This window comes from Cytobacillus sp., assembly GCF_032154635.1.
In the GTDB taxonomy this organism is placed as follows: domain Bacteria; phylum Bacillota; class Bacilli; order Bacillales; family Cytobacillaceae; genus Cytobacillus.
This window is the reverse complement of record NZ_JALDXW010000005.1, coordinates 67,496-84,192: the sequence shown is the minus strand read 5'-3', so window position 1 is coordinate 84,192 and position 16,697 is coordinate 67,496. Positions and strand designations below refer to the sequence as shown.

At 37.0% G+C, this 16,697-nt stretch carries 17 protein-coding genes and 1 riboswitch; of the genes, 6 read left to right on the top strand and 11 right to left on the bottom strand.

All coding sequences use genetic code 11. From position 1 onward, the window contains the following. Positions 1-157 precede the first annotated feature (157 nt). On the top strand, positions 158-889 hold the full coding sequence (locus RUH74_RS05715; RefSeq protein WP_313799305.1) for an urease accessory protein UreH domain-containing protein: 732 nt from the start codon (positions 158-160) through the stop codon (positions 887-889). A gap of 90 nt (positions 890-979) precedes the next feature. Here the strand turns inward: RUH74_RS05715 and nadE are convergent, their stop codons facing one another. After that, positions 980-1,804, bottom strand: a complete 825-nt coding sequence (nadE, locus tag RUH74_RS05710; protein ID WP_313799304.1) for an ammonia-dependent NAD(+) synthetase — start codon at positions 1,802-1,804, stop codon at positions 980-982. Positions 1,805-1,815: 11 nt separating this feature from the next. Next, positions 1,816-3,291, bottom strand: coding sequence for a nicotinate phosphoribosyltransferase (locus RUH74_RS05705; RefSeq protein ID WP_313799303.1), 1,476 nt, complete (start codon positions 3,289-3,291; stop codon positions 1,816-1,818). A gap of 210 nt (positions 3,292-3,501) precedes the next feature. Here RUH74_RS05705 and RUH74_RS05700 point away from each other — a divergent pair, with 210 nt between their 5' ends. Then, on the top strand, positions 3,502-4,083 hold the full coding sequence (locus RUH74_RS05700) for a biotin transporter BioY (protein ID WP_313799302.1): 582 nt from the start codon (positions 3,502-3,504) through the stop codon (positions 4,081-4,083). Positions 4,084-4,114: 31 nt separating this feature from the next. Here RUH74_RS05700 and RUH74_RS05695 read toward each other — a convergent pair whose 3' ends face one another. Next, the gene (locus RUH74_RS05695; RefSeq protein ID WP_313799301.1) at positions 4,115-5,038 is read right to left on the bottom strand and encodes a lysylphosphatidylglycerol synthase domain-containing protein; all 924 of its coding nucleotides are present in this window, start codon (positions 5,036-5,038) and stop codon (positions 4,115-4,117) included. Positions 5,039-5,209: 171 nt separating this feature from the next. Here RUH74_RS05695 and RUH74_RS05690 point away from each other — a divergent pair, with 171 nt between their 5' ends. Together RUH74_RS05690 and yidC are read left to right on the top strand one after the other, a co-directional pair. Further along, positions 5,210-5,500 carry a hypothetical protein gene (locus RUH74_RS05690; RefSeq protein WP_313799300.1) on the top strand — a complete coding sequence of 97 codons (291 nt, stop codon included), beginning with the start codon at positions 5,210-5,212 and terminating at the stop codon, positions 5,498-5,500. A 28-nt stretch (positions 5,501-5,528) separates the two neighbouring features. Further along, positions 5,529-6,314 carry a membrane protein insertase YidC gene (gene yidC, locus RUH74_RS05685; protein WP_313799299.1) on the top strand — a complete coding sequence of 262 codons (786 nt, stop codon included), beginning with the start codon at positions 5,529-5,531 and terminating at the stop codon, positions 6,312-6,314. A 25-nt stretch (positions 6,315-6,339) separates the two neighbouring features. Here the strand turns inward: yidC and crcB (RUH74_RS05680) are convergent, their stop codons facing one another. Both crcB (RUH74_RS05680) and crcB (RUH74_RS05675) read right to left on the bottom strand, forming a co-directional pair. Continuing rightward, complete coding sequence (gene crcB, locus RUH74_RS05680) at positions 6,340-6,711, bottom strand: fluoride efflux transporter CrcB (RefSeq protein ID WP_313799298.1); 372 nt, start codon at positions 6,709-6,711, stop codon at positions 6,340-6,342. A 2-nt stretch (positions 6,712-6,713) separates the two neighbouring features. After that, the gene (gene crcB, locus RUH74_RS05675; protein ID WP_313799297.1) at positions 6,714-7,094 is read right to left on the bottom strand and encodes a fluoride efflux transporter CrcB; all 381 of its coding nucleotides are present in this window, start codon (positions 7,092-7,094) and stop codon (positions 6,714-6,716) included. A 133-nt stretch (positions 7,095-7,227) separates the two neighbouring features. Between crcB (RUH74_RS05675) and RUH74_RS05670 the strand changes: the two genes are divergently transcribed. Further along, the gene (locus tag RUH74_RS05670; RefSeq protein ID WP_313799296.1) at positions 7,228-7,791 is read left to right on the top strand and encodes a YhcN/YlaJ family sporulation lipoprotein; all 564 of its coding nucleotides are present in this window, start codon (positions 7,228-7,230) and stop codon (positions 7,789-7,791) included. Between the two features lie 116 nt (positions 7,792-7,907). On the opposite strand, the gene RUH74_RS05665 is transcribed toward RUH74_RS05670, so the two are convergent. The 4 genes from RUH74_RS05665 to RUH74_RS05650 all read right to left on the bottom strand — a co-directional run bounded on the left by RUH74_RS05665 (position 7,908) and on the right by RUH74_RS05650 (position 11,448). Continuing rightward, positions 7,908-8,111, bottom strand: a complete 204-nt coding sequence (locus tag RUH74_RS05665) for a DUF6501 family protein (protein ID WP_313799295.1) — start codon at positions 8,109-8,111, stop codon at positions 7,908-7,910. Between the two features lie 100 nt (positions 8,112-8,211). Next, positions 8,212-9,855 carry an AMP-binding protein gene (locus RUH74_RS05660; RefSeq protein WP_313799381.1) on the bottom strand — a complete coding sequence of 548 codons (1,644 nt, stop codon included), beginning with the start codon at positions 9,853-9,855 and terminating at the stop codon, positions 8,212-8,214. A gap of 138 nt (positions 9,856-9,993) precedes the next feature. After that, on the bottom strand, positions 9,994-10,791 hold the full coding sequence (locus tag RUH74_RS05655; protein WP_313799294.1) for a VOC family protein: 798 nt from the start codon (positions 10,789-10,791) through the stop codon (positions 9,994-9,996). A gap of 81 nt (positions 10,792-10,872) precedes the next feature. After that, positions 10,873-11,448, bottom strand: a complete 576-nt coding sequence (locus tag RUH74_RS05650) for a hypothetical protein (protein ID WP_313799293.1) — start codon at positions 11,446-11,448, stop codon at positions 10,873-10,875. A 189-nt stretch (positions 11,449-11,637) separates the two neighbouring features. On the opposite strand from RUH74_RS05650, the gene sda reads away from it, so the two are divergent. Further along, entirely contained in the window at positions 11,638-11,769 is a 132-nt protein-coding gene (gene sda / locus RUH74_RS05645; protein WP_313799292.1) for a sporulation histidine kinase inhibitor Sda, read from the top strand. A 233-nt stretch (positions 11,770-12,002) separates the two neighbouring features. Here the strand turns inward: sda and odhB are convergent, their stop codons facing one another. Then, positions 12,003-13,259, bottom strand: coding sequence for a 2-oxoglutarate dehydrogenase complex dihydrolipoyllysine-residue succinyltransferase (gene odhB / locus RUH74_RS05640; RefSeq protein WP_313799291.1), 1,257 nt, complete (start codon positions 13,257-13,259; stop codon positions 12,003-12,005). A gap of 1 nt (position 13,260) precedes the next feature. After that, positions 13,261-16,101: a 2-oxoglutarate dehydrogenase E1 component gene (sucA, locus tag RUH74_RS05635; protein WP_313799290.1), complete on the bottom strand. Its 2,841-nt coding sequence runs from the start codon at positions 16,099-16,101 to the stop codon at positions 13,261-13,263. Between the two features lie 410 nt (positions 16,102-16,511). Next, positions 16,512-16,621, top strand: a riboswitch (SAM riboswitch). Positions 16,622-16,697 lie beyond the last annotated feature (76 nt).

Genomic DNA, 16,697 nt, shown 5'->3' with positions numbered 1-16,697 from the left:
AACGTATGCACTTTCGCTCTTATTCAGGTCCATACGGAATAAAAAACATCCGCTTCTTTTAAAAAAGTTAACGAATATGTAATTAATTAAGAAATCACTTGCGTGTATATTTAGTATTCTTAATAGGAAGATATCCTACAGCTTTGGAGGAATAACGATGTATCAATTGCTCAGTGATCTTTCACAAGCTTTAAGTGGTCCTTTTTTATCCATGGTTGATGAGAGCAAAGAAATTCCAATGCTCGGCGCTTTCATCCTTGGTTTATTAGGTGCGCTGGCACCTTGTCAGCTTACAGGAAATATGGGTGCTATTACTTTTTATGGGAATAGAACCATTCAGACTAATAAACAGTGGATAGAAGTGTTCTTTTTTGTTATTGGAAAAATATCTGTTTTTTCAGCTCTAGGTTTTTTTGTGTGGCTTCTTGGTCAAGAGCTGCAAATGCTGCTTCCAGAATATTTTTCGGTATTTCGAAAGATAATGGGTCCATTGTTCATTGTTATGGGACTCGTCTTAATCGGAGTGTTTCAACTAAGATGGCTGTCTAGAGTGAGTGAAAAATTGCCAGAATTTAAGGGCAGTGGAAAAATGGGATCATTTCTAATGGGGGCAATCTTTTCTATTTCGTTTTGTCCGACCATGTTCTCCCTATTCTTTTTTGGGCTTATGCCTTTAGTTTTGAATTCCTCTTATGGAGCTGTCCTCCCTCCTATTTTTGCCATTGGTACCTCAATACCTCTCATTATTTTTTTAATGATCATTTATGTATTAGGCGTTGATGGAGCTTTAATGAGGAGAAGTAAAAAAATTGGGCAATTTATTCAAAAGAGTGCGGGTTTGTTTCTATTGATGATTGGCATCATGGATACAATTACCTATTGGGTATGAGAAATGTGTTAAACATTTCTTATACCCCACATTTATACTTTTAACCTTTTAAAAAACGCTTGGGATTGAACTGCACCCCAAGCGCTTGCTTTATTTCCACCAACCATCAAACATTGATGCTGGAATTTCTCTTTTATGTTCAGTTACTAAAAAGCGTTTTTCAATTTTCTCCGCGACGTCCAAAGGTACTTGCTTCCCTTCAAGATAATCATCCAATTCTTCATATGAAATGCCTAGCTCCGTTTCATCTGCTTGTCCTGGTTTTTCATCGAGAAGATCAGCAGTGGGTACTTTTAAATACAGTCTCTCATCCGCGCCTAATTCTTTAAGCAGCTCTCTGCCCTGTCTTTTAGTTAATCCGGTTAATGGAGTGACATCCGCCCCACCATCTCCATACTTTGTAAAAAATCCTGTAATCGCTTCTGCCGCATGATCCGTTCCTATAACAAGCAGACCTTTTTCTCCTCCAAAAGCATATTGGGCAATCATTCTCATTCTTGCCTTCACATTCCCCTTTTGATAATCACTTAAAGGCTTGCCTTGAATAATGGAGTTGAATTCTTTTTGGACCTCGTCTACCGCTGCTTTAATATTAAATACATATTCTTGATCAGCCTTAATAAAGGATAAAGCTAACTTTGCATCGGTTTCATCAGCTTGTATGCCATAAGGAAGACGCACTGCAATAAATAATACTTCACTATGCCCCTCATTACGCAGCTCCTCTACTGCCAGCTGTGCTAACCTTCCGGCAAGTGTGGAGTCCTGACCACCACTTATTCCTAAGACATATCCTTTCGCTTTTGTACGAATAAGATACTCTTTTAAGAAGTCAATCCGTTTTCTAATTTCATTTTTTGGATCAATAACCGGATTTACATGCAGTTTTAGCATGATTTCTTTTTGTAATGTCATTTCTCTTCCCCCTATTTTCTCTTTTCTGCATGCTCTTTTACTTTTTGTTTAACCATATCGATATGCATCATTTTATTGTCCCAACATTTTTGGCTTAAATCGACAGGATATTCTTCTGGATTTAACGATCTTCGATACTCTTCCCATAAGAGATTTAAATTTTCCTTCGCAAATTGCTGAATCGATGAAAGAGTTGGCAATGAATAAACACGTTTTCCATTAAGAAAAATATCTTTATGGAGCTCTTGTGCTTCAAAATTAGTAACGTATTTCTTGATATATGTATGTACAGGATGGAACATTTTCAAACGTTTTTCTTCTTGTGGGTTCTCAACATCTAAAGCAATATAATCCCCTTCAGACTTATTAAATTTTTTATTTATGATCCGATACACTCTTTTTAGTCCAGGTGTCGTAACTTTTTCAGGATTGCCGCTGATTTTAATTGTGTCGACCATTTCTCCTGCTTCATTTTCTATTGACACAAGCTTGTATACTGCTCCAAGAGCAGCCTGATCATAGGCAGTAATTAATTTTGTTCCAATCCCCCATACATCAATTTTCGCACCTTGCCCCTTCAAATTCAAGATTGTATATTCATCCAGATCATTAGAGGCAATAATTTTCGTTTGATGAAATCCTGCAGCATCAAGCATTTTCCTCGCTTCTTTTGATAGATAAGCAAGGTCACCGCTATCTAGCCGAATACCAACAAAGTTTATCTTATCACCTAGCTCCTGAGCCACTTTAATCGCATTTGGTATTCCCGATTTCAATGTATCATAAGTGTCAACAAGAAACACGCAATTTTTGTGCCTTTCTGCATACTTATGAAATGCCGTATATTCATCTCTATATGCTTGTACGAGTGCATGTGCATGTGTACCAGAAACGGGCATGCCAAACTTCTTCCCAGCTCTTGCATTTGAAGTTGATTGAAATCCGCCGATATAAGCAGCTCTTGCCCCCCAAATGGCTGCATCCATTTCATGTGCCCGTCGCGTTCCAAATTCCATTGCGATTTCTTCACCTACAACTTCCTTAATCCGTGCTGCCTTTGTCGCAATAAGTGTTTGATAATTAATTATGTTCAACAAGGCTGTTTCAATTAATTGTGCCTGTGCAAGCGGTGCCTCTATTCTCATAATTGGTTCATTCCCAAAAACAAGCTCCCCTTCTTCTAAAGAACGAATAGAACCAGTAAACGTAAGCGAGCGTAAATATTCAAGAAAATCTTCTTTATAATGTAATTCATCACGTAAATAGGCGATATCACTTTCTGAAAATCGGAATTGCTCAATAAATTCAATGACTCTTTCTAACCCAGCAAATATTCCATATCCATTTCCAAAGGGTATCTTTCGAAAATAAACTTCAAAGACTGCTTTTTTATTATGATTTTGGTCATGCCAATACGTTTCAGCCATATTAATTTGGTATAAATCGGTATGTAAAGTAAGACTGTCATCATTATATGATGTGCTCATAACTATACCTCCATATAACGTTTATAAGTTTATTACAGATCAACGGGCTATCCACTAGTTTAAGTTTCACTTTATAATACCCTGAAACGAATGTGATTACACAGGACGTGTTATATCAAAAAAGAGACCTTGACAAAAGATTAAGGACATATTAATTTTATATTGTTAACTTTTTTTTATCTAAGTTGACATTTAGAAAGGAGATAGAAAATGACAAATCAGCAACTGAAACTAAGATCAATGATTGTTACTGCGCTATTCGCTGCTATCATCGGAGTGTTAGCACAAATAACCATTCCCCTTCCGCATGTTCCAATTACTGGCCAAACACTAGCTATCGGTTTAGCTGCAACGATTCTGGGTTCCCGCTATGGTACGCTTTCTGTTCTATTGTATTTGCTGATTGGCTCTGCAGGTGTACCTGTGTTTGCAGAATTCACGGGTGGAATTTCTAAATTAATTGGACCTACAGGCGGATTTTTAGTCGGATTTATTCCAGCAACATTTATCATCGGTTTATATATGGAAAAGCTTGGATTCTCTTTTAAGAATGCGATGATTGCAAATACAATTGGGATGATTATTACATTAGCTTTCGGTACTACTTGGCTGAAAATATCAGCAGATTATACTTGGGTACAGGCTTTAGCCTTCGGGTTCACACCGTTCCTCTTTGTTGGGTTAATTAAAGCAGCACTTGCTTCATGGGTTGGCATTATCATTCGCAAAAGATTAGTTTCCGCAAAGCTTTTATTTTCTGTTCAAACAAATGTGAAGCAAGAAACATTATAATCGTAAGGGGCTGATTATATAACAGCCCCTTTTATATTCGAGTATTCTTTTTCATCATAAAATGTTTTACAATAAACGGCGTCCCTAAAACAGCTGGAACAATATAATAGCTTAGACGGTAAAACATTATAATTAATAAGCTAAGTTCTGCTGGTACTCCCTTTGTCTCCATTCCGATTAAAAAAACGAGATCAAAGGAGCCAATTCCCCCAGGGATCAAGCTGATTATACCCGCACAAGCAGAAATAATAACAATTGGGAATACCTTTGTAAATGGAACTGAAACACCTAAAAAGTTTGCGATCCCCCATATACAAATAACAACAAATAACCACTCAAATAAAGAGACAGCCATTAACTCACTAATAAAACCGCGTTTAACATGCCCCAGGTTCCAAAAGGACTTTTTAAAAACGAAAACAATCAAGAGAATAGGCGTGTATAAGGCAATTGCCCAAACAGCCAGTTTGATAAATTTAACTTCGGAATAAACATGCATATCGGAAAATGCAGTGATCCAGGATAATATAGAAAGTCCCGATAAATAAAATAAAGATAATTTCGCAATGGTCTGGATATAAGGTGTATCATTCCTTACGTATGATTTGTAGTAAAAAGATCGCAAAGTTGTACCAGCTACACCGCCAAATCCAATAAGATTGGAATATGCGTTAGCAGCAAGCGAAAAAAAGAGAAGTTTCCTTCTCGGTATATAAATATGAAAAATTTTAAGCAGAATGACATCATAGAAAAACATCGGAATCAGTGAAATGAGACCGAGAATTAAAATAAATATAAGTTTATTAAATGCTAGCCTGTCCAAATAGTGATTTAGCAGCTGCCAATTAAAATCTTTGAAAATTTCCTTTGATTCAAATACAAGTATAAACAGGATTAAAATAGGTATAAATATTTTTAAAAATTTTACGAGCTTTTTTTGCATTGGTAATAACAAAATACCCCACCGTTCTAAATTAATCAGTCTACATACTATTCTATTACTCTATTCCATTGGGTTCAACAAGAAAACGTAAGTTTCATTTTTCTAGGAATAATGTTCTTCATTGCTTAAAATAAACATTTACTCTATAATTTATCCATTGGCCTTAAGTAATGAGGTGAAAACATGACTGAATTTATTATCGATATTTCGAATATTCCCACCGAATATACAATTTATGCAAGCTTTCTATTAGGAATGATTGTAAAGTTTATTTGGGTTTGGAAGATTGAATACCATTTTTATGACTCATTAGATACTGCCAGCAAATTGGAATCATATAATAAATTTCCGATTCAGCAGTTATTTTATTATAAATACAGAAATCCATTATTAATTTGGATGATTAAATGCATACGGAAAAAACAAGGTCCTAGTGATGATCCGGAAGGCGCTTCTCCTCTAATTGTAAAATAATTCATTTACTATTAAGAGGAGTGACAAAATGAAAAGACGTAAAAACATTTATTTAATATTAATGCTTGCAGCAGGAACAATGCTTTTATCTGCTTGCGGCACACCTAATACACAAAACAGTGACGGTTTCTTTCAAAAGTTCGTTGTTGAACCATTTGCTTCATTAATTCATGGAGTAGCTGTTTTCTTTCATGATAACTATGGCATTGCAATTATTGTGATTACACTTGCCATTCGATTGTTGTTAATGCCTTTGATGTTAAAGCAATATAAAAAACAGCAAATAATGAAATCGAAAATGGATGTTCTTAAACCTGAAATGGACAAAATCCAAAAGAAGTTAAAAGCAACGAAGGATCAAAAGGAACAGCAAAAGCTACAGCAGGAAATGTTTGCCCTTTATAAAAAGCATAATGTTAATCCGCTAAACATGGGCTGTCTCCCGATCCTTATCCAAATGCCGATATTAATGGGATTTTATTATGCGATTAGGGGTTCAGAAGAAATTGCTGCCCATTCGTTTTTATGGTTTAATCTTGGACATTCAGATATTTGGATAACAGCTGTTGCTGGAATCGTTTATTATTTGCAGTTCAAAGTTTCACAGGCAAATATGCCAGCTCAAACTCAGCAGCAAATGAAGTTTATGGGGCTTCTTTCCCCTATTATGATTGTTTTAATTTCGCTAAATGCGCCAGCTGCTTTGCCTCTATATTGGACAGTCGGAGGTATTTTCTTAACCATACAAACAATGATTGGAAGAAAGCTTTATCCAGCGGAGAAGCCTAAAAGCACAGAAGTAAGCTCGAATTAATTATTAAGGAGTATAGCCAATATTGCTATACTCCTTTTCCAATTGTTCCTGCAAGCATCCCTAGGAATGCAAGTGTAATCCCGCCGGCATAGGTTGCTGCAATATATATTAGTCCTGCTGTTTTTTCTTTACTTGCGAGCAGTTTTACTGCTTCTAAATTAAAGGTTGAAAACGTTGTATATGCTCCCATAAAACCAGTTCCAAGAAATAAGATCAACTCATTACTTTCAGTTTTTCCAAGTAGATATCCTAATAAGAATGAACCAATTAAATTAACTGATAAAGTGCCTAAAGGTATCTTTCCTTGTAATTTCCTTTGAAAGTAGGATGTTACAACGTACCTGCTAATTGCTCCAAAAAAACCGCCAATTCCAACTAAACATATATGAAATAACATTTTTATGTCCTCACTTTTCTGAATGTATAGAAGTAGCCAACCCATGATGCTGCTAATCCGCCAGTTAAACTAATGAAAAAGTAAAGAAATGCGAGACCAAATTCCCCTTTATCAACAAACTTGATCATCTCCGTACTAAAGGTTGACATGGTTGTATAGGAACCGATTGCCCCAGTACTAATTGACAAAACAAGCCTGTGATTCATCTTCACGTTATTACTATACACCCTTGTAAAAATACCAAGGAGAAATGATCCAGTTAAGTTTGCGACAAGCGTTCCATACGGAAAGGTATGTATCCATAAATGATTAGTCCATAGAGAGAGAAAGTAGCGGAGCAAACTGCCTACAATCCCACCAATCCCAATAAAAACATAATTCATTCATCTTCCCTGCTTTCCAAGTTTATCTATCCTATCATACCATTCAGAAGGAAAAAATCTCATCATTATGAAAAATAAAGCAAGGATAACTTAGTAATAAGTAGGAAAAATATTTATGAAAGGAGTGAAAAAAATGATGGGAAAGAAATTTATTCTGACTGCAGCATTAACAGCAGTTTTTCTAACAGCATGCGGAGCAAATAACGATGGGAAAGATACGGCTCTTGGAAACCGTGATGTAACGGATCCCGTACAGGTAAATGACGGTAATCGTAATAATGATACAAACAATCTGAATGACCGTGACCCATTACTTCGTGTGAGAAATAATACGCAAAATGACAACAATAATTCACCGAGAATGAGAGTAGCTGATAAAGCAGCTGATCGAATTGCTACAATGCCAGAAGTGAAAGATGTAAATGTAATTGTTACAGACGATAATGCATATGTTGCAGCACAGCTTAGTGAGGGCGTTGAGTTAACTCATAAAGTTGAGAGAAAAATTGCTGATCAAGTCAAGGCGGTTGACAAGGATATTGACGATGTATATGTTTCAGCAAACCCGGATTTCTATGACCGTATGACTTCATATACAAATGATATTCGCAATGGGGAACCGATTGAAGGATTATTTGAAGAGTTTACGGAAAGCGTACGCAGAATGTTTCCTTCAAATGTGGATAATCAGCGGTAATAAGTCCTTGTCGCTCGTGCAAAACAATTTAGGGAGTTTGAGGATCGAATGTTGATCCTCTTCTCCCCTATAATAAAAAACTGCCAGCTTTTTTTGCCGACAGTTTATTCCTTTTATTATGCGTTTTGGAAATAATCTTTGTAAAAACCGCCGACTTTCCCTGAATTATCGATAATAAAATAAAATTCCTCTGTTTCATTTTTTACTTCATACACTTTACCAGCTGTTAAAGCTCTGTTTACAATATATTTAGCTGCATCTGTGTGCACACATTTAACTTGTTTTACTGTTTTTCGTTCATGCCAGCTTAGGTGAATCATTGTAGCAACCCCTTCATTCTTTATATTTTATAGTATAAAGAATAAGAGCAGCTTCATGCAACATGATTCTTTGTTTTAGCGAGGTAGATCTTTAGAAAATTCATTTTAACGCTTGCGCTTTTTCTATTTTTTCTTTCGCTTGTTCACGCAAACGGTATTTTTGAATTTTACCGGACGCTGTCATTGGGTAAGCGTTTGTAAATTCAAAATACCGAGGAATTTTATGGCGGGAAATCTTCCCTTTGCAGAATTCACGAATGTCTTCGTCTGTAACTTCTACCCCTTCCTTTAAAATAATCCAAGCAACTACTTCCTCCCCGAATATCGCATCAGGTACACCAACTACCTGCACATCAAGGATGCTCGGATGAGAGTATAAGAATTCCTCAATTTCTCGTGGATAAATATTTTCTCCGCCGCGGATAATCATGTCCTTTAGCCGCCCAGTAATTTTACAATAGCCATTCTCATCCATCACCGCCAAGTCCCCAGTATGGAGCCAGCCATCTTCATCAATCGCTTCTTTTGTTGCCTCCGGATTTTTGTAATATCCCTTCATGACTTGATAGCCTTTTGTACAAAGCTCCCCTTGTACCCCAAATGGGACCTCATCATTTGTTCCAGGTTCAACTATCTTTACCCTAACATTTGGTAAAGCCTTGCCTACTGATTCAACCCTCAGTTCAATCGGATCATCCGTTCTAGTTTGTGTAATGACTGGAGATGATTCCGTCTGCCCATAGGCTATCGTAATTTCACGTACACCCATTTTTTCAATTACTGCCTTCATGACCTCAATGGGGCAATTAGAGCCTGCCATTACACCTGTACGAAGTGATGAAAGATCATACTGTTTGAAATCTGAAACGTTTAATTCAGCAATAAACATAGTTGGTACCCCGTGAAGAGCTGTACATTTCTCATCCTGAACAGTTTGAAGTACTTCTTTTGGATTGAATTCTTGTACAGGGACCATAGTTGCTCCAACGGATACACACGCGAGTGTGCCGATAACACATCCGAAACAATGAAAGAATGGCACGGGAATGCATAAACGGTCATTTTTTGTTAAACGCATACAATGAGCGATATTTAACGCATTATTTACGACATTATTATGCGTCAGCATAACCCCCTTTGGAAAACCAGTTGTTCCTGAAGTGTATTGCATATTAATCACATCATCGGGATCAAGGCTGTTTAAACGCTCATCTAGTAGATTATCAGGCACTGTCTCCCCTAAAGCTAAAAGATCTCCCCAGCTAAATGTTCCTGGGAATTTCTTTTCGCCAAGCACGATAACATTTTTTAAAAATGGAAGCCGGCTGGACCGCAGGTTTCCAGGTTTACTCGTTTTTAATTCTGGGGCAATTTCATACAGCATCTCTATGTACGATGCATCTCGATATTTCTCCATTAAGATAATGGTAGTCGCATCTGATTGCTTTAATAAATATTCAAGCTCTGCCGTTCGATAATTTGTATTAACTGTAACAAGCACAGCTCCCATTTGACCAGTTGCAAATTGCGTAATAAGCCATTCTGGTGTATTGGTTGACCATGCTGCAATATGCTCGCCTTTTTCCAGTCCAAGCTTCATTAAGCCTTTTGCAGCACATTTACAATACTCCTTCAGTTGCTTATACGTCATACGCAATCCCCTATCAGCGTAAACAACTGCTTCGTGATCTGGATGCAGCTTTGCTTTTTCCTCCAATAGCTTCCCAACAGTTAAACTTAGCAACTCTGGCATATGAACATCACCCTTTCGTATTTACATGGTAAACATAGACAACCTAAATAGCCTACATTTTATGTTACCACATACGTTGTAATATTCAATATTTTCTAATAATAAGGTTGTTCATTTAGTAATGTGCCATCAGTTGTATATTCCCGAAAACAAACAGAAAGAGTTAGGAACAAGAATTGGGGCAAAATTTATTTCAAAAGGTCTTTCTCCTCTTTTTCGCAGAATGTTATGTAGGAAGCTTTCCTCATTTAATGGCTGACAAAAATGAATTTCAAATGATTCAGCTTTTAATATTGCCTTTTTCATTGACGAATGTTCATCTATATAAATGCCGTTTATGGTAAAATGAAATAGTCTTTCCCAATCCTTTGCTGCTAATTCGCAGTCGTTAACTGCAATCTTAATGGAATGTATAGAATGCTTCAAGAGTCTATCATCCAAATATCCAAGTTCTTTTAATTCTTTCATGCGGACGGAATCCTCTTGCTCCCATTCAATAAAAAATGGTTTAGGCACGCTTGATGAGCCTTTAATAAAAAGCATTTTCCACTTAATCATTGAGCCATCTTGCCTCTTTCTGCTTCCGTTAAAAATAGGATACGTTCGACATCCCTTATTCTCAAGCTGTTCCTTCAACTCAAGGATATTGCTTGTTCTGAAGCAAATTTGCCCAACCCCTTCCTCACTCGTAAGATCATTAACCATTTGAGTGATTAAAGGATTATTAGATTTAGCTGCGATATTTGTATTCTCAATCGCTAAATATTCAATATATGCTTCTCCAACATAAAGTAAGCTATTGTATGTGCCCCATTCTTCATGTCTGCCCCCCATTGTTGCATGAAAGCCACGTTTCTTCCATTCTTCTACAGCAACTTTAGGATGCTGCTGAATAAAGTGAACTATATGATCAAGCGCTAATCTCATATATCCATCTCTCCTTCATAATTTTCTGTCTCTATTGTAAATGGTAATAGAAAAAGAAAAAAGAGAGCATTTTCCGCTCTCTTAGTTTAATTTTATTGCTTCTCCCGTCTTTTCATTTTCTAATAGAAAGTTTTTCCCTGTAAGTGCATCCTTCTCAACGGTTACATATCTTCTAGGCACTTTATCGCCTTCCGTTTCCTGTTCCTCTAAAGCAACGACAATCTTTATGGTTTTATCATCGATGACTTGAAGCCGCTTAATTGTCATTTCATGATTAATGTAAGCAGGATCATTGACTTGAATGAGTAATACATCCTCCTTTTCCCATTCAAATGTATCAGCTAATTCACCAGCATGCTTCTCTCCGTTAAATACCCAAATCCCCCCTTTTGGCTGGCGTTCAGGAGAGCCAAAAAACCAATTGACATTTTGAAAAGCAATCTCTTCAAATGTTTCTTCTGCTGTATAAACTCCTGCTTCTTCATTAGCTTCTACTTCTTCTCCCTTTTTCTGCTTCTCCTTTTCTTGTTCTTTTTCACTTTCATTTTCCATCGTCTCACCTGTTACTTCTTTTGTTGTTTCTTGTTTTTCCTTTGAACAGGCAGCTGCAAGGAAAAGGATCAGTATGGATATAAATATCCATTTCAATAATTTCATAGTTACCTCCTTATATGTATTCACTACCAATTTTTCACCTATAGGTTGAGTAAACCACTTTTTACCAGTGTTTTTAAGGTTCGAAAGTCCTTTTTTTGTATTTTTTGAAAATTAGGGTTTTCAAATGTGGTAGAAACGATTAAAATGAATGAAAGCTTGATATTCAATCCATTTCAGGAGGTATGCAGAATGAAGATTATGAGTAATGAACAATTGGTCGTCTCGTATCGTGATGCATTAAAGACTGGGTCAGAGAAAGAATGGATTAGGATATTGAAAAAGGAAATTACAAAACGCGGTTTAAAGCCATTTAAAAAGTAAACGAACAATTCACAAATGGAGCGATTGGTTTAAATGCCTTTCGCTCTTTTTAATGGCTTGTTAAATAGTCAAATTAACAAAAAAAACAGGGTGAAACACTCCACCCTGTTACCTTGATTAAAAAATCTACTGTTTTTAAAAAATTGGTACCTGGTTATTGCAAGCGACCTATCGCCTATCAAACTCAGGCCTCCTCCAGTTTGCGGGCTATGATCAAGACGCTTGTACGTTTCTTATGCTTCAAATAATAATGATTCTGGATCTTCAATTAATTCTTTAATTCTTGATAAGAAAGTAACTGCTTCTTTGCCGTCAACAATCCGATGGTCATATGACAAGGCAATATACATCATTGGACGATTCTCCATTCGCTCTGCATCAATGGCAACTGGACGCAGTTTAATCGAATGCATACCTAAAATCCCAACTTGTGGGCCATTAAGAATTGGCGTAGATAATAGCGAGCCAAAAACCCCGCCATTTGTAATTGTAAAAGTTCCCCCTTGCAAATCTTGTAAAGCTAATTTGTTGTTTCTTGCCTTTTCAGCAAGATCTAAAATATCCTTTTCAATTTCTGCAAAGTTTTTACGATCTGCATCGCGTACGACTGGCACGACAAGACCTTCGTTCGCTGACACGGCAATCCCGATATCATAGAATTTTTTCAGAACGAGTTCATCGCCTTGAATTTCAGCATTTAATAAAGGGCTTTTTTTCAATGCAGCGACAACAGCTTTTGTGAAGAAGGACATAAATCCAAGTTTCACATCATTTTCTTCCAAAAACTTATCCTTGCGACGTTTACGAAGATTCATTACATTTGTCATATCTACTTCATTGAATGTTGTAAGCATCGCTGCTGTTTGCTGAACTTCTACAAGTCGATTGGCAATCGTTTGACGGCGGCGGGTCATACGAATACGCTCGACTTCTTTACCAGCAGACTGAACGGCTGGTGCTGTCTGCTGCTTTGGAGCTGGTGCTGCTTGTTGCTTCACTTCCTCACGAGGATTAAAGGATGACACATCTTGCGCACGAACACGTCCAAGTGGATCTACTGTTGGCACTTGTGTTAGATCAATTCCTTTTTCACGAGCCATTTTTCTTGCAGCTGGGGATGCAATCGGACGCTGACCCTTCTGCTCATTATTTGCTTGAACCGTCTCTTCTTGCTGAAAAGCTTGATTTGGTGCATCTGGAATTGCAGCCTTTTTAGCTTCAGCTTGCAGTTCAACTGACTCAGCAGAGGCATCACCATTTTCATCGACTACGGCAATCGTATCACCAACATTAACTGTATCGCCTTCCCCCGCTCTAACTTCCTTTAATATCCCACTATGCTCTGAAATGATCTCGACGTTCACCTTATCTGTTTCAAGCTCAACGACATAATCTCCTTTATTTACGAAATCACCTGGTTTTTTTAACCATTGGGCGATTGTTCCTTCTGTAATCGATTCAGCTAATTCCGGTACTTTTATGTCAGCCACCTTAATTTCCTCCCTCTTGCTTGTGTGTAAATGCTTCTTTTATAATCCGTGCCTGTTCTTTCTTATGAACATTTGGATCCCCTTCTGATGGGCTTGAACGGCGTCGTCTGCCAATATAAGAAACATCCAGATCTTTTTGTGCAATATATTGTAATCTAGGTTCAACAAAATTCCAAGAACCCATATTTTTTGGTTCTTCTTGTACCCAAACAAGTTCCTTCAAATTAGGGTAGCGATTCATTATAGTATGAATTGCTTCCATCGGGAATGGATAAATTTCTTCTACTCTCAGTAAATGGAACCATTCTTGATCGTCTACATTTTTCAGGTGATCAGCTAAATCAATAGCCATTTTCCCAGTAGATAGAACAAGACGAGTTACTTTATCCGTATTTTGACCTAAGCCAGGCTGTTCAATGACTGATTGAAATTCACCTTCACTTAATTCATGACCGCTAGAAGCAACGAGCGGATGACGTAATAGGCTCTTCGGTGCCATAATGACAAGTGGACGAACCTCTTCACGTTTCAGAATTGCTGCCTGTCTGCGTAAAATATGGAAATATTGTGCTGCTGAAGACAAGTTAGCTACAGTCCAGTTGTTTTCTGCGGCGAGTGTTAAAAATCTTTCTAAGCGTGCGCTTGAGTGCTCAGGACCTTGTCCTTCATATCCATGTGGCAGGAGCATAACTAACCCGGATTTTTGTCCCCATTTCGCTCTGCCCGCAGCGATGAACTGGTCAAATATGACTTGTGCAGAATTTGCAAAATCTCCGAATTGCGCTTCCCATAGGACGAGTGTTTCTGGCGCAAATACATTATATCCATATTCAAATCCAAGTACTGCCGCTTCTGATAATGGGCTATTATGAACAGCAAAAGAAGCCTTCGCAGATGATAGTAAATGTAGTGGTGAATAGGATTTACCCGTACTGCTGTCATGTAAAACAATATTCCGGTGGGCAAATGTTCCTCGTTCGGAATCTTGACCTGTCAGACGGATCGGAGTGCCGTCATGTAATATTGATGCAAAAGCTAATGTTTCCGCATGGCCCCAATCAATTTTCTTTTCGCCATCAAGAGCACTCATTCGGCGATTTAAAATTTTATCCAGCTTGTTAAAAACAGTAAACTTCTCTGGCCATGTAAGCAGCTCTTTGTTAATTTCCTTTAGTGTCTCAAAAGGAACAGCTGTTTTTAGTTTTGGAAGACCTTTTTCTACGGTTTCCGGCGGATTTAATTCTTCCGTTTCATTTTTACTTGCCGGTACCTTATCATAGGCTGCTTTCAATTTAATTAATACATTTTCCTCAATTTTACTTGCCTCTTCTTTGCTGATGATTGACTGATTTACAAGTTTATTTCCATACAGTTCTTTAACCGTAGGCTGTTCATTAATTATTTTATACATCAATGGGTTTGTTGCCATTGGCTCGTCCATTTCATTGTGCCCAAAGCGGCGGTAACCGATAAGATCTATTAAGAAGTCCTTTTGAAATTTTTCCCGGTATTCACTTGCAAATCTTGCGGCTGCTATACAGCTTTCCGGATCATCTGCATTTACATGCAGGATAGGAATCTCATACCCTTTTGCGAGATCACTAGCATATCTCGTAGAACGTGAATCTCGAGATTCTGTTGTAAAACCAATTGTATTATTTGCGATAATATGGAGGGAGCCTCCCGTATTATACCCTTTCAATTGCCCTAGGTTTAATGTCTCTGCGACAATCCCTTGACCAGGGAAAGCAGCATCCCCATGAATAATTATGGACATAGCTGAACTTAAGTTTTCAATTGGATACCCTTTTGTGGATCGGTCATCCTGTGCTGCTCGTGTAAACCCTTCAACAACAGGGCCGACAAACTCAAGATGACTTGGATTATTTGCTAAAGTCAGACGTGTTACTGTCGTATTTTCATCTTTAATTTGTTTATCAAGTCCTAAATGGTATTTCACATCACCTGTCCAGCCGTAGCTAATTCCAATAGAACCTTCAGAAGGAACTAACTCTTTATTTGGCGCATGCTGAAATTCAGCAAAAATCATTTCATACGGCTTCCCAAGCACATGCGCAAGTACATTTAAGCGCCCTCGGTGAGCCATTCCAATATTAATGGTCTTGGTCCCTTTTGAAACAGACTCAGCAACGATTTCATCGAGTAAAGGCACCATTGCATCTAGTCCTTCAATTGAAAATCGTTTTTGACCTACAAATGTTCGATGAAGAAATTTTTCGAATTCCTCTACTTCGGTCAATCTTTTTAGAATTTTTGTCTTTTCTTCCTTTTGCAATTTAAGCTTTAAACTTCCTGATTCTACTTTTCTGCGCAGCCAGTTTTTTTCGTTTGCATCATATACATGATGAAATTCGAAAGCAATCGTACCCATATACATGCTTTTTAAGTATTCAATTGCATCATATGCATTTCTAAGTGGAATCGGAGCGTCTTTACAGATGACTCCTGCTGGGATTGCATATAGATCTTCTTCTACTAACCCATAGTGTGAAAACTCAAAAAGGTTTTTTTCGGGTTCATGGTCATTTAAAGGATAAATGTTTGCCGCAAGATGGCCATAAGTGCGAATATTATCTGCCAAACGAATTGCAGACAATGTTTTTTCTAATTGATGAACCGTTTGATTCACACCACTAAATTCCGCCTTCCCTGTACGACTTTCTACAACAGGTGATCCAGTAGTTTCAAAGTAAGCTCTCATTTCAGGATCAACAGAATCAGGATCTTCTAAATATGCTTCATATAGTTCAATGACATAGCCAAGGTTCGGGCCATGAAAGCCTTCAGCAAAAGGCTTTTCGCCATTCAATGGCTTTTTCATGGAAAATGACCTCCATAATTGATTTTGTAGGAAATGCATAATAAACTTTTTATCCACTTTTTTACATTTATTGATAATTATTAGAATAATAATATTTTTCAGAGGATAAATCGTTTTCAAAGCCATTCTACCACGTAAAACCCTGTTGTTCAAAGGTTTTTAATATGAAAATAGTGAAAAATATTTTTTTTATTATTCTCAAAGAAAAACCTATACTAAAAAAGTGATTATCTTCCATTAGTATATAGATTAAATCCTTTATTTTTTCTTTCTTACTTGCGATAATGATCAATTATTTTAGTTTACATAATAATATTATTGTGCATTTACACATTTTTACATATTATTAAAAGATTATTTGACTTTTATTATATCGGTGTTGTAAAATTTGAAATAATAAAATAATGGATTTCTTATCAAGAGAGGTCGAGGGTAAGGCCCGAAGACACCTCAGCAACCATTAATCTATGATTAATAAGGTGCTAATTCCTGCAAGTTTTTATAACTTGAAAGATAAGAAGAACGGCTAATTTTTGCTTATTAAAAAGTCTTCTTCTTAAAGAAGGCTTTTTTTATTTTTTATTGACAAAAAGGAG